Genomic DNA, 22306 nt, shown 5'->3' with positions numbered 1-22306 from the left:
AGGGGAAATCCGCTTTTTAGATTTATTATAAATCGGTCTGGGATTTTTGAAGATACATGGTATAATAAATATAAAAAGATAAAAAGTATATAAAAAGTGAGTAGGGAAATTTTGGGAAAAGATAAATCTATAGAAAAAAATTCTTCGGCGGCTGATTTTAATCAATATTTATTTAATCGTCGTACTCTGATTGCATTGATTTTGCCTTTAGTGGCGGAACAACTCCTGTCAATTTTGGAAGGACTTGCAGATTCAATTATGATTGCAAGTGTAGGGGAGGCAGCTGTTTCAGGGGTCTCGCTGGTAGATAGTATTATGGTCCTTGTAAACTTGATCTTTTCTGCGATGGCGGCCGGAGGTGCCGTTGTTGCGGGACAATATCTCGGTCAGAAAAACGCAGAAAGAGCAGATGAATCCGCTCGGCAGCTGATGTGGGTTATGCTGGCCTTATCGATCATCGTAACAGCACTTCTGTATTTGTGCAGGTGGTTTATTCTTCATGTGGTGTTTGGTCAAATTGATGAGAATGTCATGTATAATGCGGATGTCTATTTATTAATTGTAGCAGCTTCTGTGCCATTTATTGCTCTTTATAACGGTGGTGCGGCAATTTTTCGCGCGATGGGCGATTCAAAAACTTCTATGCGTGTTTCACTTCTCATGAATATCATCAACGTGATTGGAAATGGGCTTTTGATTTTTGAATTTCATCGCGGAACTGAGGGTGTTGCAATTCCGACTTTGGTTTCACGTATGGTTGCGGCATTTTTAATGCTGTTTTTACTGAAAAAATCCGGTAGAACCATTTCAATCCCTACTGATACTCCTTATCGTCCGGATTGGAAAATTATTAAAAATATTCTTCGGATTGGGATTCCGAATGGACTTGAAAACGGAATGTTTCAGCTTGGAAAAATCATTATTTTAAGTTTGGTTTCCACTTTTGGAACTTATTCTATCGCAGCGAATGCAGTGGGCAATACCATTGGAAACTTTCAGACAATGTCCGGGATGGCCATGTCTCTTGCAGTTGTTACCGTGATTTCACAGTGTATGGGAGCAGGCGACGTAAAACAAGCGCGTTATTATGTGAAAAAATTAATGAAAATCACCTACCTTTTCATGGACGTTTTTGGAATCTTGATCTTATTGGGGCTGCCTTTTGTTATGAAAGTTTATGGACTTTCTCAAGAAGCTACAAATGCAGCAACGCTTCTTTTAACGATTCACGGCGTTTCTGCAATGTTGATCTGGCCTTTGTCATTTACACTTCCCAATGTTTTTCGTGCTGCGGGAGATGTAAAATTCAGTATGATCGTTTCCACAGCTTCTATGTGGATCTTTCGAATCATTTTCAGTTATGTATTTGGGCAGTATCTTGGATTTGGCGTAGTCGGTGTGTGGGCAGCGATGATTGTGGACTGGATCTGCCGCATTAGCTTTTTTGTTCCTCACTATTTTCGTGGGAAATGGACTTCTTATAAAGCAGTTTAAGTATTTCTGTTCTTTCATTAGTTATGAAAAATTGAGATTAACCGCTTAACTGAATATTCGGGATCAGAAATGAGCATCCTTTTTTTAAACAAATGTTTAGGAGGATGCCCATCATGGCTTCAGCAAAAGTTGAAATCTGTGGGGTCAATACAGCAAAATTACAGGTCCTTACCGAAAAGCAAAAGATAGAGCTTTTAAAAAAGATGAAAGCGGGCGACCCGAATGCCCGTGAAGAATTGATCAAGGGAAATCTGCGGCTTGTTCTCAGTGTGATTCAGAGATTTACGAACCGTGGAGAAAATCCGGATGATTTGTTTCAGGTTGGATGTATTGGACTAATGAAGGCAATCGACCATTTTGATATTAACCAAGGGGTTCGTTTTTCCACTTATGGAGTACCAATGATCGTGGGAGAGATTCGCCGTTATCTGCGGGATAATAATGCGATTCGGGTATCCCGCTCTCTGCGTGATACCGCCTATAAAGCAATGCAGGCAAAAGAACGCATGACCGCTTCTCTTTCTAGAGAACCAACAATAGACGAATTGAGCAAAGAACTGGGCCGCCCTCGGGAAGAAGTCGTTTTGGCACTTGGTTCTGTTGTGGAGCCGGTTTCTCTTTATGAGCCGGTATTTTCTGACGGCGGCGATACCATTTATGTGATGGATCAGGTGGGAGATCATAATGATGATAACAATTGGTTGGACGAAATTGCGCTAAAACAGGCTCTTCTCGATTTAAATAATCGGGAAAAGAAAATTCTTGCTTTGCGCTTCTTTAAAGGAAAGACGCAGATGGAGGTCGCACAGGAAATTGGAATTTCTCAGGCACAAGTATCACGTTTGGAAAAAGCGGCTCTTGGAAAAATCAAAAGGAATTTATGAAATTTAGAAAACTTCAAAAAATGCTCACATTTTACTGGTATGATCTTTCCATATTACTTTAACAGGAAAAGGGATGAATCCCATTTATGGAAAATAATTACCACAGCAGACACGATCGCAAGAAGCACCGAAAGCAAATTTCGGGGCTTCTTGTTGTTATTTGCTGTTGCGTTGGAATTCTTGTTGCATGCTTGAAATTTGGAGTTTTTAATCTGGAAAAATCAGTAGAAGATTCAGCATCGAAAGGGGACACCCTTTCAGAAGAATCCTCACAGAAATCTTCGGAAGAAGCAGAAACAGACGACTTTTCCCCGGGAAATATTTCCTGGGAAAAAGATGAAAATGGAGTGCATCTGGATGTTCCGTATTTGAATCAAGACGATTTGCTGCCTTCCGGTTGTGAATTAGTTAGCTCTTTGATGCTGTTGGAGTATTATCATTATACTTATACAGTAGATGATATTATTGATAATCTTGATATGGGAAATCTCTCGGAAATTGATGATCCTAATTATGATTATGCCGGACCCAGCCCAGAAGAATGTTTTGTGGGAAATCCTTTAAATGGAGATGGATTTGGGTGCTTTCCACCGGTGATCCAAAAAATGATGAATCGGCTTTTAAAGGGTGGGCAGCAAGCGGTTGATACCAGCGGAGAGAGCCTTGATGACCTCGCAAAACAATATCTTGATCAAGGAAAACCGGTTCTGATTTGGACAACTATATCATGGGGCGCTGCATATCCATCTGATACTTGGCTTTTGACGAAGCCCGGTGTCTATTCGATTCCGGAAGAAGATGTTTCTTCCAGTTTGATCACGGATCAGACTTATACATGGCCGGCCAATGAGCACTGCGTAGTCTTTGTTGGCTATGATGAAGACAATTTTTATTTTAATGATCCATATGCAGACAGTGGAATGGTTTCCTACTCTAAAGAACAGGCGAATCAGTGCTACGAAACAATGGGACATCGTAGTCTTGCTGTGGAATAAAGACATACCCTCTGAACATAGATTTGGTGTACAGGGGGTGTTTTTATGACCTGCCGTGTTTTCGATATGCGGAGAAAAGAAGTAATTAATATTCGCAATGGGATGAGACTTGGATGTGTGAATGATGTGGAAATTGATACAGAGACAGCAAATATCCTTTCATTGGTGGTATATGGGCGTTTGCGCTTTTTCGGCCTTTTCGGAAGAGAAGAAGATCAGATCATTCCATGGAATAGAATCACAGTGATCGGCAGCGATACTATTTTAGTGGATTGTGATTTGCCGGTTCTGCCGGAACATCGGTCTTTGTTTTCACATAAAAGAAAAGAAACAGGGAAAAAAAGCTTGTACTAAAGACTTTGCTGTGCTATAATACTTTAGCGCGAATCTGCGCAGTTATAAAAAACGCACGCCGTGCCTGTGACGAACTGGTGCCCAATTTTGGGTTCTGCGTCACGCAAAAGGGCCGGCGGTGGAAAAACCAAGGAGGAAAAAAGAATGTCAGTCGTATCTATGAAACAACTGCTTGAAGCAGGCGTCCATTTTGGACATCAGACCCGTCGCTGGAACCCGAAGATGGCTCCTTATATTTTTACGGAGCGTAATGGAATCTACATTATTGATCTCCAGAAGACCGTTAAAAAGTTGGAAGAGGCCTATAACTTTATTCGTGATATTTCTGCGGATGGAAAGAGCGTTCTGTTTGTCGGCACAAAGAAACAGGCTCAGGAGTCTGTAAAAGAAGAAGCTGAACGCGCTGGTGCTTACTATGTAAATGCTCGGTGGCTTGGCGGTATGCTCACAAACTTCCGTACCATTCGTCGTCGTATCGATCGTCTCCGTCAGCTCCAAGCAATGGAAGAGGACGGTACTTTCGATCTGCTTCCCAAGAAGGAAGTTGTTAAACTGAAGCTCGAAATCGAAAAATTGGAGAAATTCCTTGGCGGCATTAAAGACATGAAAGCTCTGCCGGGTGCACTCTTTATTGTCGATCCCCGCAAGGAGCGCATTGCTGTTTCTGAAGCACGCAAGCTCCATATTCCGATCGTTGCAATCGTTGATACCAACTGCGACCCTGATGAAATCGACTATGTGATTCCGGGCAACGATGATGCAATTCGTGCTGTTAAGTTGATTTCTGCAACAATGGCAAACGCTGTAATTGAAGGCCATGAAGGCCAGCAGGGCGCTGCAGAAGAGCAGGAAAAAGTTGAAGAAGGCAAAGACGCAGAGTAATTGAAGATTAACTGCTAATTACTATAATATAAACAAATATAATAAAGATTCGGAGGTATCATCAATGGCTTTTACCGCAAAGGACGTAAAAGAGCTCCGTGAGAAGACCGGCTGCGGAATGATGGATTGTAAAAAAGCACTTACCGCATCCGATGGAGATATGGACAAGGCGCTGGATTTTCTGCGTGAAAAGGGACTGGCTGCCGCTACAAAAAAGGCTGGAAGAATTGCCGCAGAAGGTGTTGCATACGCTGTTTCTGATGACAAGGCCGGCGTGATTCTCGAAGTAAATGCAGAGACGGATTTTGTTGCAAAGAATGCTTCTTTCCAAGAGTTCGTTGAGATCTGTGCTAAGACAATCCTCAAAGAGAATCCGGCGGATTTGGATGCTTTGCTTAAATGTAAGGCTTTTGGCAAAGAGATCACAGTGGATGAAGAGCTCAAAGAAAAGATTTACAAGATCGGTGAGAATATTAAGATTCGCCGTTTTCAGCGCATGGAAGGCGTAACGGCTGATTATATTCATGCAGGTGGAAAGATTGCAGTTCTGGTTGGCTTCGATGTCGATCCGGCGATTGCAGCAAAGGATGAATTTAAGGAGTATGCACATAATGTGGGCATGCAGATTGCGGCAATGAATCCGCAGTTCTTAGATCGTAATTCTGTTCCTGAAGATGTTGTTGAGCACGAAAAGAAAATTGCAAGTGAGCAGGCAGCAGCTTCTGGAAAGCCCGCAAATGTCATTGAGAAAATGGTGGTCGGTAAGGTCAACAAGACTCTCAAGGAAATTTGCCTTGTAGATCAGGCTTATGTCAAAGACAGCAGCCTTTCTGTTCAGAAATACACTGAGCAGGTAGCAAAAGAGCTTGGCGGAAAGATTACAATTAAAGAATTTGTCCGTTATGAAAAAGGCGAGGGCCTCGAGAAGCGCAATGAGAATTTTGCAGAAGAGATCAAGAACCTCGTTAAATAAAGGATCATCAAAAAGCACCGAAGCGTTTTAAAAGCTTCGGTGCTTTTTTGAGAAATTTTTGATCGTGGGAATCCGTGTTTCATAGAGAATATTTTTATTCCGGGAGCAGTTCATGATTTTTAACGGCATTTTCTATTTTTTCAACAACAAATGGCCATAAGGGAGGCATACCAATGCGTACCATATCCATTCGCTGATACACCTGAGAACGTGTAACACGCCCGAGCTTCCAAGTGTATCCGTCAGTAGCGACGTTGTTCAAAAATGGCTGCAGACGGTCACAGGCAGCGGCGTATTGTGCATCCGGCGTTTCCATTGCATCAAATTCTTCCCAAAGAGCCCGCATCTGAGGACCCTGATCGGATGGAAGCTGAATGTATAATTTGTCTGCGGCTTCGGATTCTCGTACTGCTTTTGTTTGGTTTCCGGCAACATCATAAGCAAAAGTATCGCCAGCGTAGATTTCGATTAAATCGTGGATGAGGCACATTTTGATTGCACGGTCAAGATCAACGTGTGGACATGCGTATTCATAAAGAACCATAGCCATCAGTGCAAGGTGCCAACTGTGTTCTGCATCCGTCTCACGGCGGCTTTGATCTGTTAAAACAGTTCTACGAAGAATGTTTTTCATCTTGTCGGTTTCCAGCAGAAAATAGAGCTGCTGTTTGATTCGTTCCTGTTCCAAAAAGATGCCTCCTTATTTTTTCTTGCGGAAGAAAATAGAGTATAAGCCGCGATCAAATCCGCCTATGATGGCTTCATAAGTGACTAGTCCCATTTTGTTTTTGGGCTGAGCCTCATTCCAAAGCCGGATAAAATGATTGGCGGCAGAGGTGCCTTCCAGCCCAAAGCTTTGCAAAGCGGGCAGAACATACATCCCAATCCAAAAGCGGCGGTCATAGAACGAAATCCCCTTCAGCTTGAGACCGATTCCCTGAAAATAGGAAAAATAGCAGTTAAGCAGTTCTTTGGCAAAAGCCTCCTGAAAAGCATTGTCACTGCCGGAAAGTTGCTGTGCAGCTGGCGTAAGCCATCCTTTGCATTGCTCAAAGTCTTCAGGATAGTCTCTGGAATTGTAGCGCTTTTGCTGCGGAAGAAAAGAAAAAATATTTTCATCAATTTTAGAAAGAATGGATTTTTCCAAAAGAGAATCACCTCTCCTTGTTTTTATAAAGAAAATTGTATCATGATTTTGGGATTTCGACAAGATTGCATTGTCAAATATGACTTTGTTTGATTGACTTTCCCATATGGATTCGATAAAATAATTAGAAATAGCTGTAGATCTCTACTAAAAAATGGGCCTACAGCAGAAAGGCGGCGCGTTAGATTGACAGTTCGGGAAAAAATTCAGGCTTTGCGTCGGGAGATGGACCGGTACAAAGTGGATGCGGTGATCGTTCCCACCAGTGATCCTCATTTGAGTGAGTATCCACCAATGTGCTGGCAAGCGAGAAACTGGCTTACCGGTTTTACTGGGAGCGCGGGAACTTTAGTTGTAACGAAAGAAGAGGCCGGATTATGGACGGATGGGCGGTACTTCCTGCAGGCCGAGTCCGAACTTTCCGGCAGCCATATTAAACTTTATCGAATGGGTGTCAAAGGAGTTCCTACGATTTCGGTTTTTCTCGCCGCTAAAATTCCGGCAGGCAGAGCAGCTGTAGATGGAATGGTTTGTCCGGCCAGAACAGCATTTGTGATTGAAAATGCGCTGAAAAAAGTGGATGCGGAACTGGTCGATCTTGATTTGATATTACGGATCTGGAAAGAAGGACGCCCAGCTCTGCCCAATTCGACGATTGTGACTTTGGCGGATTCCTTTTCAGGACAGTCTGCGAAAGATAAAATAAAATTAATTCGGAAACATCTCAAAGAATTGGGAACGCAGGCACAGCTTTATAGTTTGTTGGAGGATACCGCATGGGGAACAAATTTGCGCGGCAGCGATATTGACTACAATCCCTTCTTCCTATCTTACTTTTTGGTTACGGAAGAGGATGTGATCCTTTACGTAGAAAAGGACAGGCTGTCTAAAGAAGCGCGGGATTCCCTTGAGGAGAATAACATCGAAGTTCGCCCGTATGGCGCTTTGCAGAAAAACTTGCAGCAGGATTTTGGCGGCTGCAAGTTTCTTGTGAGTCTTCCGAATATCTGTTGGACTTGTGTGCGCCTGTTGATTCAAAATCCAACGGTCACTGTTGTTTATGGGTCTGATGTGATTATGAATCTAAAAGGCGTTAAGAATGAAACGGAGCTTTCTAATTTACGAACTGCGCATTTATGGGACGGCGTTGCTCTAACCAAATTTGCGGTGTGGTTATCCAATCGAATGAAAAGCGGAATTCCTACGGGGGAATACGATGTCTGCGAAAAATTGAAAGCACTTCGTGCTGCATTGCCGGAAAATCGCGGAGAGAGCTTTGCAACGATTGCAGCTTTCGGGAAAAATGCGGCAATGATGCATTATGAGCCTACAAAAGAAAAATATTCTATGATAGAGCCGCATGGATTTTTGCTAATTGATTCCGGCGGGCAGTTTCTGACCGGCACGACCGATGTGACCAGAACATTTTCAATGGGGCCGCTTACTGAAGAGGAACGCGAGAGCTATACATTTGTATTGAAAGCCCATATTAGTCTTGCTATGGCGCATTTTCCGGAAGGAACGACCGGAGGAGCATTGGATGCGCTTTCGAGAGAACAAGTCTGGAAAGTCGGGCAGGATTATCGCTGCGGAACAGGACATGGAGTTGGATATTATGGCGGAGTTCATGAGGGACCGCAGAATTTTTGTCCGGGCAGCCCGATCCCGCTTAAAGTTGGAATGACAATTACAGATGAACCCGGTATTTATAAGGATGAAAAATTTGGAATTCGGATTGAGAATATGTTGGAAGTCGTTTTTTGGAAAAATACAGAGTATGGTGACTTTTATGGGTTCCGTCCGCTTACATTGTTTCCAATTGATACAACTCCGCTCTGTTTGGAGGTGATGACGCGGGAAGAAAAGGAATATTTGAATCAATATCATAAAACAGTCTATGAAAAGTTGTCTCCCCTTCTTGAAAAAGAAGAACGTGAATGGCTGCAAAGGGCATGTCGCCCAGTTTCTGAAGGAGGAAATTTATGAGAAGCCTAATTGATCCGCTCGATTTGTCTATCAAAGAAATCGATTCTATTTTGGATTTGGCAGATGATATTGCAAAGGACCCGAAACGCTATCGCCATGTCTGTGACGGTAAAAAACTTGCGACGCTTTTTTATGAACCAAGCACACGCACACGCCTGAGCTTTGAAGCCGCTATGCTCAATATGGGCGGCAGCGTGATGGGATTTGCTACCGCTGATTCTTCCTCTGCTACAAAGGGAGAAAGTGTGGCAGATACCATTCGTGTCGTTTCCTGTTATGCGGATATCTGTGCAATGAGGCACCCAAAAGAGGGTGCCCCGTTAAGGGCGTCGCTCTATTCCAAAATACCGGTGATCAATGCCGGAGACGGAGGACACCAGCATCCGACTCAGACTTTGGCGGATCTGATGACCATTCGGCAGAAAAAAGGGCGTCTTTCTCATTTGACAATTGGACTTTGCGGGGACCTAAAGTTTGGCAGAACGGTTCACTCCTTGATTAAATCGCTTTCCCGATATGAAGGAATCAGTTTCGTGCTGATTTCGCCGGAGGAGCTGCGAGTACCAAGTTACATTCTCGAGGAAGTTTTAAAGCCAAAAAGAATTTCCTATAAAGAAGTCAGCAATTTGGAGCTTGCCATGGGGGAACTTGATTTACTTTATATGACCCGTGTACAGAAGGAACGCTTTTTCAATGAAGCGGATTATGTTCGTTTGAAAGATACTTATATCCTGACTGAGGACAAGCTTCGCAATGCAAAGCCGGATATGTATATCCTACATCCATTGCCGCGTGTGAATGAGATTTCTTTGGAAGTAGACGATGATCCGCGTGCCGCTTATTTTGATCAGGTACAAAACGGTGTTTATGTACGAATGGCTCTGATGATGAAACTTTTGGGGGTGGAAAAGCCATGTTGAATATTGATTCTTTGCAGACTGGAATTGTCATTGATCATATTCCTGCCGGAGAAAGTATGCGTATTTATGAGCTTCTTCATCTGGAACAAATGGATTGCTGTGTTGCGGTGATTAAAAATGCACGCAGTACGAAATATGGGCGGAAAGATATCATTAAAATTGAGGGCAACGTTAAGATTAATCTTGATGTTTTGGGGTTTGTTGATCCGAATATCACAGTCGATTTTATTGAGAATGGAAAAATCATTGAGAAAAAGACGATGAAACTTCCTCAGTATCTGAAAAATGTAATTAAGTGCAAAAATCCTCGCTGTATTACAACGATTGAAGAAGAAATCGATCAGGTATTTCAGCTTTGTGATCCTAAAACGAGACGGTATCGCTGTATTTATTGTGAACAAGAATATTCTCCGAGATCATAAAATCATTTTAGGCCGACGTTTTGGCGTCGGCTTTTTTAATTGTTAAAATTAAAGAAAAATCCATAAATTTGAGCCCAAAATCAATTATAATAAAAAACATGATCTCATTTTTAGGAGCGTGACGAAATGAACTGGATTGATAAATTGGATCGAAAATTTGGGAGACATTCGATTTCACACTTGATGTACGGGATTTCTGCTGTGATGCTGATTGTCTACTTCGCAAATTTGCTGACGAGAGGGACAGTTTATCATCTGCTTGCTTTTAACCGTTCTTTGATTTTTTCGGGACAGATCTGGAGGGCAATTACTTTCCTGATTCTTCCGCCGAACAACTCTCCTATCTGGATTTTATTCAGCCTGTATTTTTATTGTCTGATCGGCAATGGATTGGAACAGGAATGGGGCAGCTTCCGTTTTAATTTGTTTTATCTGATTGGTGCTTTGGGAGCAATTATTTCTGGATTTTTGACAGGATATGCAGTCAATGATTATCTGAATTTTTCCATGTTCTTGGCGTTTGCCGCGATCTATCCGGATTTTCAGATTCTTGTCTTTTTCGTCCTGCCGATTCAAGTAAAATATCTTGCCATTCTCGATGTCGTTTTTTATGCGTTTTCTTTTATAAGCGGAACTTTTTCAACTCGGATAGCAATTTTGATGGCACTTTTAAATGTAATTCTTTTCTTTGGCAGTGATTTTTATCATCATTTAAAAGGGGAATCCGGTTATCGGCAGACACGCAATAACTGGAGAAATTTTTATCGACAATAACTGATAGAAAGGGAACATCCATGAAAAGAATTCGAGCCTTAGCGGGATTACTTTGTCTTTGCGTGATATTTTCCGGCTGCAGCTTCCATGATTTTCCGTGGGATTCTCAGAGTCAGTATCAGCAGACCCAGACGACATCGGAAAGCGATTCACAGACACAGAAAAATTCAAAAATTGAGCAGAAAAGCGATTATGAAAATTTGCCTGATGATGACTGCCGAGCCCTTTATGATCAGCTTTTGCCGGCAGTGTCACAAATTTCTACCCAGCAGCAGTCTGACGAAAGCTATCCAATTCAGGAAGTTACTGTTTCACAATCCCTTTCTGCTGCACAAATTCGGGAAAGTGTAAGGGCTATACGGAACGATCATCCGGAATACTTTTGGATAAGTACCGTTTATCAGTATCGGTATTTCGGAGGCAATACTTCTGTACAGTTGTTTTCATATCTTTCTCCGGAAGAAAGCACTGAAAATTCACAGCAGTTAAAACAAGTTGTTGATGGAGTTCTTGCCGATGTATCTGAGAACAGTAGTGACCTTGACCGAGAGATCGCAGTCTTTCATGCACTTTCTAATCGATGCGAATATGATTTTGATGCCGAAAAGGACGAGAGTAAATGGCGGGCTTATACGGCCGTTGGAGCACTTCTCGACGGGAAAGCGGTCTGCGATGGGTATGCGCGGGCCATGGAGTTGCTATGTGCTTATGTAAAAATCCCTTGTAGAATTATTTATGGTACCTCTAAGGGTAGCTCCCATGCTTGGAACTTGGTTAAACTTGATGGGAATTGGTATCATTTTGATCCTACTTGGATAGACGGAAAAAGTATTCGTGTCTATGATGCTTTTAATGTAACAGACAAAGTAATTGAGATGAATCATACAATCAGTCCTATCAATGGAGAAGAAGACGGGAATTTTGAGATGCCAATCTGCACGGCAACAGAAGATAATTATTTTGTTGCGAGGGGGATCCATATTAATAGGAATGACGATTTGGATTCGGAAGGAATTATAAAAGCTTTAAAGGAAGCGATGCTTTCGGGAGATACAAATTTAGCCTTTTATATCGATCCTTCCATTGATTTTCAAACAGAATTAAAAGCACTTTTTTCGGGCCCCCCTTACCAATTTGAGAAATGGGTAGAGGCAGCGAATTTTTTGTTGCCTTCGGAAAAACAGATCCATTATAATAATGTTCGTTATATTCCTTTTGAGGCAATGCATGGGATCAGCTTGCAGCTTGATTATCAGGAATCTTAAAAAAGCAGATCATTTCTATAAAAAATGATTTGCATGACATACAAATGGTTATTAGGGAAAATGAGGAGGATTTTTAATGTTACAGGATATTTTACCACATATTTATCATAATTCATTTGAGCTGCGTTCTGCAGAAGAGGACGATGTTGTCTTTATTTTTCGGAGAAATCAAGTCCTTTTAAAGGTCTCTGATTGTCAGCTGATCTTACCGCATATTAAAGATTTTTCACAGATTGCTCCGGAGCATTGTCGCTCTCTGTTTTCGATTGATAATATATGGTATTCCATGCTAAAAGAAGGCGAAATTGCTCCACCCGAGGGGTATGACTATTATTCTACTGCGCAGTACCGAGAATTTCGTCCCATGGAAGCTTTATTCCCCTGTGCTGTTGCTGGGAGCCTAAATAGATGGTATCTAGATAATCAATATTGCGGGGCTTGCGGGGAAAAGCTGCAGGACAGCGAAGAAGAAAGAGCTTTGGTCTGCCCTTCATGTGGGAAGATCCTATACCCAAAGATTTGTCCGGCAGTTATAGTTGCCGTTTGTGATGGAGATCGTCTTCTCCTGACAAAGTATGCAGGGCGGTCATTTAAAAGGTATGCACTAATTGCAGGTTTTAATGAGATTGGAGAATCCATTGAAGAGACAGTTCATCGAGAGGTCTTTGAAGAAGTAGGATTAAAAGTCAAAAATTTAAGATTTTATAAATCACAGCCATGGGTATTCACCGATACTTTATTAATGGGATTTTTTTGCGACCTTGATGGAAAAGACCAGATTACACTGCAGGAAAGTGAGCTGTCGGTAGGCACATGGGTAAAACGGAGTGAATTGCCGGAAGACATGGCAAAGCTCAGTTTGACCGGAGAAATGATTGAGCGTTTTCGCAAAGATTTTAGATAAATCAAAAAAACGTGAAAAAAGGAGAAAAAAGGGGTTGACAAAAGGAAGTAGGTTTGGTATTATAGTAAAGCTGACTCGCGAGAACGAGCGGCGCAGGACCTTGAAAATTAAACAACGAAAAGAGACAAAGGGACCCGGAAAGATTCCGAGAGGGATTGGAACGGAACGAGAAGAAAAACTCGTAAAAAACGGACAAAGAAAGAAACACGCAAGTGTTTTGAAATGAGCTATAAGAAAGCTCTGAAATACGATTAGAGCGCGGAAGCGTTTTGATAAAATATTTTAGAGAGTTTGATCCTGGCTCAGGACGAACGCTGGCGGCGTGCCTAACACATGCAAGTCGAACGAAACTTAAAGGATGAAGTTTTCGGATGGAATCCGATAAGTTTAGTGGCGGACGGGTGAGTAACGCGTGAGGAACCTGCCTTTCAGAGGGGGATAACGTCTGGAAACGGACGCTAATACCGCATAACATTTTCTCTTCGCATGGAGAGGGAATCAAAGGAGCAATCCGCTGAAAGATGGACTCGCGTCCGATTAGCTAGATGGTGAGATAACAGCCCACCATGGCGACGATCGGTAGCCGGACTGAGAGGTTGAACGGCCACATTGGGACTGAGACACGGCCCAGACTCCTACGGGAGGCAGCAGTGGGGGATATTGCACAATGGGGGAAACCCTGATGCAGCAACGCCGCGTGAAGGAAGAAGGTCTTCGGATTGTAAACTTCTGTCTTTAGTGACGATAATGACGGTAGCTAAAGAGGAAGCTCCGGCTAACTACGTGCCAGCAGCCGCGGTAATACGTAGGGAGCAAGCGTTGTCCGGATTTACTGGGTGTAAAGGGTGCGTAGGCGGTTCTGCAAGTCAGTTGTGAAAACTATGGGCTTAACCCATAGCCTGCAATTGAAACTGTGGGACTTGAGTGAAGTAGAGGTAGGTGGAATTCCCGGTGTAGCGGTGAAATGCGTAGAGATCGGGAGGAACACCAGTGGCGAAGGCGGCCTACTGGGCTTTAACTGACGCTGAAGCACGAAAGCATGGGTAGCAAACAGGATTAGATACCCTGGTAGTCCATGCCGTAAACGATGATTACTAGGTGTGGGGGGTCTGACCCCTTCCGTGCCGGAGTTAACACAATAAGTAATCCACCTGGGGAGTACGACCGCAAGGTTGAAACTCAAAGGAATTGACGGGGGCCCGCACAAGCAGTGGAGTATGTGGTTTAATTCGAAGCAACGCGAAGAACCTTACCAGGTCTTGACATCTATCGAAACCCTAAGAGATTAGGGCGTGCCCTTCGGGGAACGGTAAGACAGGTGGTGCATGGTTGTCGTCAGCTCGTGTCGTGAGATGTTGGGTTAAGTCCCGCAACGAGCGCAACCCTTACTGTTAGTTGCTACGCAAGAGCACTCTAGCAGGACTGCCGTTGACAAAACGGAGGAAGGTGGGGACGACGTCAAATCATCATGCCCCTTATGACCTGGGCTACACACGTACTACAATGGTCGTTAACAGAGAGAAGCAAGCCCGCGAGGTGGAGCAAAACTCTAAAAACGGTCTCAGTTCGGATTGTAGGCTGCAACTCGCCTACATGAAGATGGAATTGCTAGTAATCGCGGATCAGCATGCCGCGGTGAATACGTTCCCGGGCCTTGTACACACCGCCCGTCACACCATGGGAGCCGGTAATACCCGAAGTCAGTAGTCTAACAGCAATGAGGACGCTGCCGAAGGTAGGATTGGCGACTGGGGTGAAGTCGTAACAAGGTAGCCGTATCGGAAGGTGCGGCTGGATCACCTCCTTTCTATGGAGAACAGTCGGATGGAAGCATTCGACGACATTCCAAGGTCAGGTTTCCTGAGTCTCTAATCGTTGTTTAATTTTGAAGGCCTTGCAAAAGGACTTCAGAAGGTGGAAGGGTAACAGCCACCAGTTATGGGGGTATAGCTCAGCTGGGAGAGCGCCTGCTTTGCAAGCAGGAGGTCAACGGTTCGATCCCGTTTATCTCCACCAAGGCTCCGAAAGGGGCCAAAAGAAAAGATGGGCAGACGGTGAGAACCGGAAGCCGGAAACATGGGCTTATAGCTCAGCCGGTTAGAGCGCACGCCTGATAAGCGTGAGGTCGGTGGTTCGAGTCCACTTAAGCCCACCAGCACCGAAAGGTGCAAGTTGTACATTGAAAACTGAATAAAGAAGTAGAAGCAGATATTGAACGCAACAATGAGAAATCATTGTTAGAAATTATTATCAAATCTACAATTTCATTAAGCAACGATGAGAGATCATCGTCAGCTGAGAACCAAAGAAGAACACATGGTCAAGCTACAAAGAGCGCAAGGGGAATGCCTTGGCACTGGGAGCCGATGAAGGACGTAACAAACTGCGAAAAGTTTCGGGGAGCCGTAAGTAGGCATTGATCCGGAAATATCCGAATGGAGCAATCCGGCTGGAGACATGTCCAGTCATCCCGACGTAAATTCATAGCGTCGGGAGGGGAACCGCCTGAACTGAAACATCTAAGTAGGGCGAGGAAGAGACATCAAATGAGATTCCGCAAGTAGTGGCGAGCGAACGCGGAAGAGGCCAAACCGAAGGGAGTAATCCCTTTGGGGTTCGGACAGCATAATGGATGTGGAACTTTAACAGAACAGCCTGGGAAGGCTGGCCAGAGAGCGTGAGAGCCGCGTAAGTGAAAAGGTGAAACACCAAGCTGTATCCAGAGTACCGCCGGACACGAGAAACCCGGTGGGAATACGGGGGGACCACCCTCCAAGCCTAAATACTACCCAGTGACCGATAGTGAAGAGTACTGTGAAGGAAAGGTGAAAAGGACCCCGGAAGGGGAGTGAAAAAGAACCTGAAACCTTGTGCTTACAAGCACCGAAAGCCCGTCAAAGGGTGATCGGGTACCTTTTGTAGAATGGTCCGGCGAGTGAATGTGACTGGCAAGGTTAAGGACTTCAGGTCTGGAGCCGCAGCGAGAGCAAGTCTGAATAGGGCGTAAGAAGTCAGTTATATTCGACCCGAAACCGGGTGACCTACCCATGTCCAGGTTGAAGTGGAGGTAAAACTCCATGGAGGACCGAACCGACTCCCGTTGAAATGGTAGCGGATGAGGTGTGGGTAGCGGAGAAATTCCAATCGAACTCGGAGATAGCTGGTTCTCTCCGAAATAGCTTTAGGGCTAGCCTTGTATTAGATTACCGGAGGTAAAGCACTGAATGGTCTAGGGACCGAAAGGTTACCAAAACCTATCAAACTCAGAATGCCGGATAATTGATGTACGGGAGTCAGACAGTGTGAGATAAGTTTCATTGTCAAAAGGGAAACAGCCCAGACCCACAGCTAAGGTCCCAAAACACGGTTAAGTGGAAAAGGATGTGGGGTTGCACAGACAACCAGGATGTTGGCTCAGAAGCAGCCATACATTAAAAGAGTGCGTAATAGCTCACTGGTCGAGTGACCCTGCGCCGAAAATTTAACGGGGCTAAATCGTGTACCGAAGCTTGGGATGCAGAAATGCATGGTAGGAGAGCGTTCTATACGGGGTGAAATCATAGCGGAAGCGATGGTGGACTGTATAGAAGTGAGAATGCCGGAATGAGTAGCGCGAAATGTGTGAGAATCATATTGGCCGAAAGTCTAAGGTTTTTGGAGGAAGGTTCGTCCGCTCCAAGTAAGCCGGGAGCTAAGGTGAGGCCGAAAGGCGTAGCCGATGCACATACGGTGGATATTCCGTAGCCGCCAAAAGATTTAAGATAAGTGACACCTTGAAAGGGCATGACCCGGGCGTTGGTTGACCCGGGCGTAAGGGACCGAAATTAGAGTAGGGAAGCATGCTTAGACGAGGGCGAGAAAAGCTTATTGTATATCTTAGGCGCCCGTACCGCAAACCGACACAGGTAGACAGGAAGAGAATTCTAAGGCCAACGGGAGAAGGGTAGTTAAGGAACTCGGCAAATTGGTCCCGTAACTTCGGAATAAGGGACGCCACAGAGATGTGGCCACAGTGAATAGGCCCAGGCGACTGTTTAGCAAAAACACAGGTTTCTGCCAAATCGTAAGATGACGTATAGGAGCTGACACCTGCCCGGTGCTGGAAGGTTAAGAGGAGATGTGCAAGCATTGAATTGAAGCCCCAGTAAACGGCGGCCGTAACTATAACGGTCCTAAGGTAGCGAAATTCCTTGTCGGGTAAGTTCCGACCCGCACGAAAGGTGTAACGATCTGGGCACTGTCTCAATTACCCGCCCGGCGAAATTGTAGTACCGGTGAAGATGCCGGTTACCCGCGACAAGACGGAAAGACCCCATGGAGCTTTACTGTAGTTTAATATTGGGTTTCGGTAATTTATGTACAGGATAGGTGGGAGACTTGGAAACCCCGGCGCTAGCCGGAGTGGAGTCACCCTTGGGATACCACCCTTAAGTTGCTGAAATTCTAACCTGCGGCCGTGAATCCGGCCGGGGGACATTGTTAGACGGGCAGTTTGACTGGGGCGGTCGCCTCCAAAAGAGTAACGGAGGCGCTCAAAGGTTCGCTCAGCACGGACGGAAACCGTGCTCTCGAGTGTAAACGCAAAAGCGAGCCTAACTGCGAGGATGACGGTCCGAGCAGTAACGAAAGTTGGAGTTAGTGATCCGGCGGTATGAGAGTGGAATTGCCGTCGCTCAACGGATAAAAGCTACCCTGGGGATAACAGGCTGATCTCCCCCAAGAGTCCACATCGACGGGGAGGTTTGGCACCTCGATGTCGGCTCATCACATCCTGGGGCTGTATTCGGTCCCAAGGGTTCGGCTGTTCGCCGATTAAAGTGGTACGCGAGCTGGGTTCAGAACGTCGTGAGACAGTTCGGTCCCTATCTGTCGTGGGCGCAGGATATTTGCGGAGAGCTGTCCTTAGTACGAGAGGACCGGGATGGACGCACCGCTGGCGCACCAGTTGTCATGCCAATGGCACAGCTGGGCAACTATGTGCGGATCGGATAAACGCTGAAAGCATCTAAGCGTGAAGCCGACTCCAAGATTAGATATCCCATGGCGTAAGTCAGTAAGACCCCTTGTAGACTACAAGGTTGATAGGCTGCGTGTGTAAGTACGGTAACGTATGTAGCTTGGCAGTACTAATAGGTCGAGGGCTTGACCATTAACCTTCTTTGGTCCGCGCTCTTTCTCTCTTCTACTTACCTTTATTCAGTTTTCAGTGTACAAAATGTGCATGTTTTATGCACCATTAGCTCAGTTGGTAGAGCACCTGACTCTTAATCAGGGTGTCCCGGGTTCGAGTCCCTGATGGTGCACCAAACTACTTCCGGGCTGCCAGCTTGGCTGCCCGGTTTTTCTTTTTTAAGTTGATATTTTATTTCTCCGCTGACTTTTAAATCAGCGGGGACTTTTTTTAGCCTATCTGTAAAAGCAGACCGTTTGATTATCTCTGAAGTGCTTGACCTGATAATTATGTTATGACTGCAGTAAAGATTAAATTTTGGCCGATTTCTTATCAAAAAAACACCCACAGGAATTTTAAAATTCCTGTGGGTGTTTTTTTGAATGGGAATGAAATCAATTCTGGTATCCGGTTTTCAGCTTTTTGAAATTGAATAAGTTTTGCATAAGAATTTGATTGGTATCTTTTGGTTAGTAACTCACTCATCACTGTGCGTTGAAGCACAGGCATATGCAGCAGAAATGCGTTTTATCCCCGTAAAATAGCGGTAATGCTTTTGAAATTCAACCATCTATTCCGAACAGCTAAACACAAAAAACCATTAGATTGCCATTCCTTCAAATTGACTATTATAGAGTTTTGCATAAAATCCGTTGGCGGCCAGCAGAGAATCGTGTGTACCTTTTTCGATAATTTGTCCATCCTTCATAACGAGAATGATGTCTGCTTCCCGAATGGTAGAAAGTCGATGGGCAACAATAAAACTGGTCCTGCCTTTCATCATTTCTGAGAATGCTTTTTGAATCTGAATTTCTGTCCGGGTATCAATGCTGGAGGTTGCTTCATCCAAAATCAACATGGGAGGTAAGCAGAGCATAACACGAGCAATGCACAAAAGCTGCTTTTGTCCTTGGCTGATACTGTCGCCGTTTTCTTCAATAACTGTATCATATCCATGAGAAAGCCGAGAAATGAAACCATGTGCATGTGCGGCTTTTGCAGCTTCGATAACTTCTTCGCGAGTAGCATCTGGTTTTCCATAGGCAATGTTTTCAAGGATGGTTCCTTCTTTTAACCAGGTATCCTGGAGTACCATACCATAACTTTTTCGTAAACTTTTTCTTGTAACACTCCGAATGTCGGTACCCGATACAGATATGCTGCCAGAGTTCACGTCATAAAAGCGCATCAAAAGGTTAATCAAAGTCGTTTTTCCACAGCCAGTTGGGCCAACTATTGCAACACGTTCGCCAGGATAAACAGAAAGATTGAAGTCACGGATCAATTCTCGATCCGGTACATATTGGAAAGCGACATCTTTGATAGTGACGCTACCATCCACGTTTTCCGGAGAGAGAATCTGTGCATCTTCTTCATCTGGAATTTGATCTTTTGCATCCAGAAATTCAAATACACGTGCGGCGCAAGATAGAGCATTTTGCATTTCGGTAATGACGCCGGAAATTTCATTGAATGGTTTTGTATACTGATTTGCGTAAGTCAAGAAGCAGCTCAGCTCACCGATTGTAATCCCACCGCTGATCGCTATTAGGGAACCTACAAGAGCAACACCTGCATAGACAAGGTTATTTACAAAACGAGTTGATGGATTTGTAATGCTAGAGTAAAAAATTGCTTTCAGGCTAACAGTACTTAGCCGATCGTTAACTTCGTCGAAATCTTTTAGATTTTCCTGTTCGTACCCGAAGTCCTGCACTACTTTGACTCCTTCAATTCGTTCATTGATAAGAGCTGTTTGTTCACCGCGGACGGCGGTTTGTTTGCTAAAGTAATGGTAACTCTTTTTTGCAATAAACGCCGCAACTACGAGGCTTAGGGGGGTGACACCAATTACAACAAGTGCAATTGGCAAGTTGACTGTGAGCATAAATATCAGAGTCCCCAAAATTGTCAAAACTCCGGAGAAAAACTGAGTAAATCCCATCAGTAAGCCATCGGAAAAGAGGTCAATATCGGCTACTACACGACTTAGAAGATCACCAGTTGGATGGGAATCAAGATAGGAAAGTGGAAGTGTCTGGATCTTGTGAATGGATGAGTCTCGTAAATTACGACTGATGCAATATGTGATGTGGTTGTTGCTGACACCGGAAATCCACTGACCGAGTCCAGCGACTCCTGCAACGATCAAAATTTCAAGAAGTATATTTTTTACGCCCAAAAAATCCACTTTACCTTCGCTAATCATGAAATCAATCGCACGTCCGGCGAGGATAGGAATATAAAGCTGACCAAAAACGGAAACTGCCGCAGAGACAATGCTTAGAACGACGAAAAGATGGTATGGAGTAATTAATTTTAGCACACGAGAGAAAGTGGCATGCTGATGTTTTAGATCCTTTTTCTGAACCACCTGTTTCATGCCATTTCCTCCTTCTTTTGAAATTGGCTGTTGTAGATGTCCAGATAGATCGGACAAGTTTTCAGCAGATCTTCATGTTTGCCAATTCCGACAAGCTTTCCTTCATCGAGTACCAAAATCTGATCAGCATGGCAAATGCTGTTTGCACGTTGGCTGACGATAAAGGTTGTCATATCCCCGGGGAGCTTAGCCAGTGCTTTTCGAAGTGCGGCGTCTGTTGCATAGTCCAGAGCACTCGCAGAATCATCCAAAATCAGAATCTTTGGGTCGGCGACTAATGATCGGGCAATAGAGAGCCGCTGCTTTTGACCGCCGGAAAAGTTTCGTCCTCCCTGTTCGACAGGTTCATCAAGACCCTTGGGCTTTCCTCGAACAATTTCGGATGCCTGTGCGGCATCGAGCGCTTTCCAGAGTGTTGCATCATCGGCATCCTCATTACCCCATTTAAGATTACTGCGGATTGTGCCAGAAAACAGCTGCGCTTTCTGCATGACAGTACTGACATTGCTTCTAAGGCTGTCTTTATCGTATTCGCGAATGTCATGCCCAAAAATTTTTACTGATCCCGTTGTCGAGTCATAATAGCGGGGAAGAAGACTGACAAGACTTGTTTTTCCGCTGCCAGTGCCACCAATAATGCCAATTGTTTGCCCCTTTTTTGCGGTAAAGGAGAAATCTAAAAGGCTTTCTTCTCCGGCACCGGCGTAGGTCAAAGAGACATGACTAAATTCGACAGCGTTTTCAGACGAAGAAGAGTCTACTTTTTTGTTTCCGAATTTCATCTGGGGCTGCATCGCGAGGACGGCATTAATTCGTTCGGAACAGGCGATCGCTTTCGTTATCTGAATAATCAAATTTGCGAATTTTACAAGTTCCAGAAGAATCTGATTCATGTAGTTCACAAGAGCAACAATGTCACCCATCGCAAGAGTTCCGGCATTGATCTGGAAGGAACCAACTTGCAGAATTGCGATGATTGCTAGGTTGATGATCACGTATGTAAGTGGATTCATCAGTGCCGAAATTTTACCGACACGAAGTTGACTATTTGCAAGAGAAGCATCTGCTTTTTCAAAGCGTGTAGTTTCATCTGCTTCGCGCCCAAATGCTCGTACGACACGGACTCCGGTTAAATTTTCACGGGTGATACCAGTGATCTTGTCAAGGCGGCTTTGAACATTTTTATAAAGGGGAATTGTTTTAAGCATAATTCCGAAAATCACAAAAAAAAGAATGGGAATAGCTCCGACAAAGATTAGAGCAATTTTTTCATTAATTGCAAATGCCATCACTGTTGCACCGACAACAATAAACGGGGCGCGTAGGAGCAGCCGCAAGAACAGATTGATTCCATTTTGAAGTTGGTTGACGTCGCTTGTCATTCGAGTAATCAGGGTTTCGGTTCCCATTGAATCCGCTTCGGAAAACCCTAGTGACTGAATTTTGTCAAATAGTTTATGCCTAACCCCGGTACAAGCCTCTACGGCCGCTTTTGCCGCAAAATATTGCGCAGTAATGCTGCAAACGAGTCCAATAACACCAAGAAGTATGATCAGACCACAGTGAGTAAAAACATATTTGGAATCTTGATTTGCGATTCCATTGTTGATAATATCTGCTGTAATAATAGGAATCAGTAAATCAAACATTGCCTCAAGCATTTTAAATAATGGTGCTAAAATGCTTTCTTTCTTATGATGCTCCAAAAATTTTAACATTTGCCTCAAGCTTCTCATCTCGTTTCTGCATGTCC

General features: G+C 44.2%; 16 protein-coding genes, 3 tRNA genes and 2 rRNA genes. 17 read left to right on the top strand and 4 right to left on the bottom strand.

Annotation, left to right across the window (positions count from 1 at the left end; all coding sequences use genetic code 11):
* The first annotated feature begins 111 nt into the window (after nucleotides 1-111).
* The 6 genes from OP489_RS06690 (at nucleotide 112) to tsf (ending at nucleotide 5582) form a co-directional block, all read left to right on the top strand.
* Nucleotides 112-1494, top strand: a complete 1383-nt coding sequence (locus tag OP489_RS06690; RefSeq protein ID WP_266161134.1) for an MATE family efflux transporter — start codon at nucleotides 112-114, stop codon at nucleotides 1492-1494.
* Between the two features lie 113 nt (nucleotides 1495-1607).
* Complete coding sequence (gene sigG / locus OP489_RS06685) at nucleotides 1608-2378, top strand: RNA polymerase sporulation sigma factor SigG (RefSeq protein ID WP_180340598.1); 771 nt, start codon at nucleotides 1608-1610, stop codon at nucleotides 2376-2378.
* An 86-nt stretch (nucleotides 2379-2464) separates the two neighbouring features.
* A complete protein-coding gene (locus OP489_RS06680; protein WP_266161133.1) occupies nucleotides 2465-3373 on the top strand; it encodes a C39 family peptidase in 909 nt (302 codons plus the stop codon).
* Nucleotides 3374-3418: 45 nt separating this feature from the next.
* Nucleotides 3419-3727 carry a YlmC/YmxH family sporulation protein gene (locus OP489_RS06675; RefSeq protein ID WP_266161132.1) on the top strand — a complete coding sequence of 103 codons (309 nt, stop codon included), beginning with the start codon at nucleotides 3419-3421 and terminating at the stop codon, nucleotides 3725-3727.
* A 144-nt stretch (nucleotides 3728-3871) separates the two neighbouring features.
* Nucleotides 3872-4609 carry a 30S ribosomal protein S2 gene (rpsB, locus tag OP489_RS06670; protein ID WP_180340601.1) on the top strand — a complete coding sequence of 246 codons (738 nt, stop codon included), beginning with the start codon at nucleotides 3872-3874 and terminating at the stop codon, nucleotides 4607-4609.
* A gap of 64 nt (nucleotides 4610-4673) precedes the next feature.
* Entirely contained in the window at nucleotides 4674-5582 is a 909-nt protein-coding gene (tsf, locus tag OP489_RS06665; RefSeq protein WP_266161131.1) for a translation elongation factor Ts, read from the top strand.
* A 94-nt stretch (nucleotides 5583-5676) separates the two neighbouring features.
* Here tsf and OP489_RS06660 read toward each other — a convergent pair whose 3' ends face one another.
* The gene (locus OP489_RS06660; protein ID WP_266161130.1) at nucleotides 5677-6270 is read right to left on the bottom strand and encodes an HD domain-containing protein; all 594 of its coding nucleotides are present in this window, start codon (nucleotides 6268-6270) and stop codon (nucleotides 5677-5679) included.
* 12 nt (nucleotides 6271-6282) lie between these two features.
* Nucleotides 6283-6729 (bottom strand): hypothetical protein, encoded by a 447-nt coding sequence (locus OP489_RS06655; protein WP_266161129.1) that lies wholly within the window; start codon nucleotides 6727-6729, stop codon nucleotides 6283-6285.
* Between the two features lie 186 nt (nucleotides 6730-6915).
* On the opposite strand from OP489_RS06655, the gene OP489_RS06650 reads away from it, so the two are divergent.
* The 11 genes from OP489_RS06650 (at nucleotide 6916) to OP489_RS06600 (ending at nucleotide 18306) form a co-directional block, all read left to right on the top strand.
* Entirely contained in the window at nucleotides 6916-8715 is a 1800-nt protein-coding gene (locus OP489_RS06650) for a M24 family metallopeptidase (protein ID WP_266161127.1), read from the top strand.
* A complete protein-coding gene (pyrB, locus tag OP489_RS06645) occupies nucleotides 8712-9635 on the top strand; it encodes an aspartate carbamoyltransferase (protein WP_180340606.1) in 924 nt (307 codons plus the stop codon). The genes OP489_RS06650 and pyrB overlap by 4 nt, the downstream gene beginning before the upstream one ends.
* Entirely contained in the window at nucleotides 9629-10057 is a 429-nt protein-coding gene (locus OP489_RS06640; RefSeq protein WP_266161126.1) for an aspartate carbamoyltransferase regulatory subunit, read from the top strand. Before pyrB ends, OP489_RS06640 begins: the two co-directional genes overlap by 7 nt.
* Before the next feature lie 126 nt (nucleotides 10058-10183).
* Nucleotides 10184-10831, top strand: coding sequence for a hypothetical protein (locus OP489_RS06635; RefSeq protein ID WP_266161125.1), 648 nt, complete (start codon nucleotides 10184-10186; stop codon nucleotides 10829-10831).
* A 20-nt stretch (nucleotides 10832-10851) separates the two neighbouring features.
* Complete coding sequence (locus tag OP489_RS06630; RefSeq protein WP_266161123.1) at nucleotides 10852-12096, top strand: transglutaminase domain-containing protein; 1245 nt, start codon at nucleotides 10852-10854, stop codon at nucleotides 12094-12096.
* 76 nt (nucleotides 12097-12172) lie between these two features.
* The gene (gene nudC / locus OP489_RS06625; RefSeq protein ID WP_266161122.1) at nucleotides 12173-13000 is read left to right on the top strand and encodes an NAD(+) diphosphatase; all 828 of its coding nucleotides are present in this window, start codon (nucleotides 12173-12175) and stop codon (nucleotides 12998-13000) included.
* 279 nt (nucleotides 13001-13279) lie between these two features.
* Nucleotides 13280-14807 (top strand): 16S ribosomal RNA (locus tag OP489_RS06620).
* A gap of 133 nt (nucleotides 14808-14940) precedes the next feature.
* Nucleotides 14941-15016 (top strand) — tRNA-Ala (locus OP489_RS06615).
* Nucleotides 15017-15078: 62 nt separating this feature from the next.
* A tRNA-Ile gene (locus OP489_RS06610) sits at nucleotides 15079-15155 on the top strand.
* A gap of 163 nt (nucleotides 15156-15318) precedes the next feature.
* A 23S ribosomal RNA gene (locus OP489_RS06605) occupies nucleotides 15319-18150 on the top strand.
* The 16S and 23S rRNA genes sit together here with 3 tRNA genes alongside, the layout of an rRNA operon.
* A gap of 80 nt (nucleotides 18151-18230) precedes the next feature.
* Nucleotides 18231-18306 (top strand) — tRNA-Lys (locus OP489_RS06600).
* Between the two features lie 465 nt (nucleotides 18307-18771).
* Here OP489_RS06600 and OP489_RS06595 read toward each other — a convergent pair.
* Both OP489_RS06595 and OP489_RS06590 read right to left on the bottom strand, forming a co-directional pair.
* A complete protein-coding gene (locus OP489_RS06595; RefSeq protein ID WP_266161121.1) occupies nucleotides 18772-20553 on the bottom strand; it encodes an ABC transporter ATP-binding protein in 1782 nt (593 codons plus the stop codon).
* Nucleotides 20550-22280, bottom strand: coding sequence for an ABC transporter ATP-binding protein (locus tag OP489_RS06590; RefSeq protein ID WP_323135398.1), 1731 nt, complete (start codon nucleotides 22278-22280; stop codon nucleotides 20550-20552). Before OP489_RS06590 ends, OP489_RS06595 begins: the two co-directional genes overlap by 4 nt.
* Nucleotides 22281-22306: the final 26 nt, after the last annotated feature.

The sequence above is a fragment of the Caproicibacterium sp. BJN0003 genome (genome assembly GCF_026314295.1).
In the GTDB taxonomy this organism is placed as follows: domain Bacteria; phylum Bacillota; class Clostridia; order Oscillospirales; family Acutalibacteraceae; genus Caproicibacterium.
Note: the sequence above shows the minus strand (reverse complement) of the source record. Positions and strands in the feature narration are given on the sequence as shown.

Coding starts and splice junctions, on each gene's coding strand:
- tsf (WP_266161131.1), top strand. CDS start 4,674: ATGGCTTTTACCGCAAAGGACGTAAAAGAGCTCCGTGAGAAGACCGGC.
- rpsB (WP_180340601.1), top strand. CDS start 3,872: ATGTCAGTCGTATCTATGAAACAACTGCTTGAAGCAGGCGTCCATTTT.
- OP489_RS06675 (WP_266161132.1), top strand. CDS start 3,419: ATGACCTGCCGTGTTTTCGATATGCGGAGAAAAGAAGTAATTAATATT.
- sigG (WP_180340598.1), top strand. CDS start 1,608: ATGGCTTCAGCAAAAGTTGAAATCTGTGGGGTCAATACAGCAAAATTA.
- OP489_RS06640 (WP_266161126.1), top strand. CDS start 9,629: ATGTTGAATATTGATTCTTTGCAGACTGGAATTGTCATTGATCATATT.
- OP489_RS06630 (WP_266161123.1), top strand. CDS start 10,852: ATGAAAAGAATTCGAGCCTTAGCGGGATTACTTTGTCTTTGCGTGATA.
- OP489_RS06595 (WP_266161121.1), bottom strand. CDS start 20,553: ATGAAACAGGTGGTTCAGAAAAAGGATCTAAAACATCAGCATGCCACT.
- pyrB (WP_180340606.1), top strand. CDS start 8,712: ATGAGAAGCCTAATTGATCCGCTCGATTTGTCTATCAAAGAAATCGAT.
- OP489_RS06680 (WP_266161133.1), top strand. CDS start 2,465: ATGGAAAATAATTACCACAGCAGACACGATCGCAAGAAGCACCGAAAG.
- nudC (WP_266161122.1), top strand. CDS start 12,173: ATGTTACAGGATATTTTACCACATATTTATCATAATTCATTTGAGCTG.
- OP489_RS06635 (WP_266161125.1), top strand. CDS start 10,184: ATGAACTGGATTGATAAATTGGATCGAAAATTTGGGAGACATTCGATT.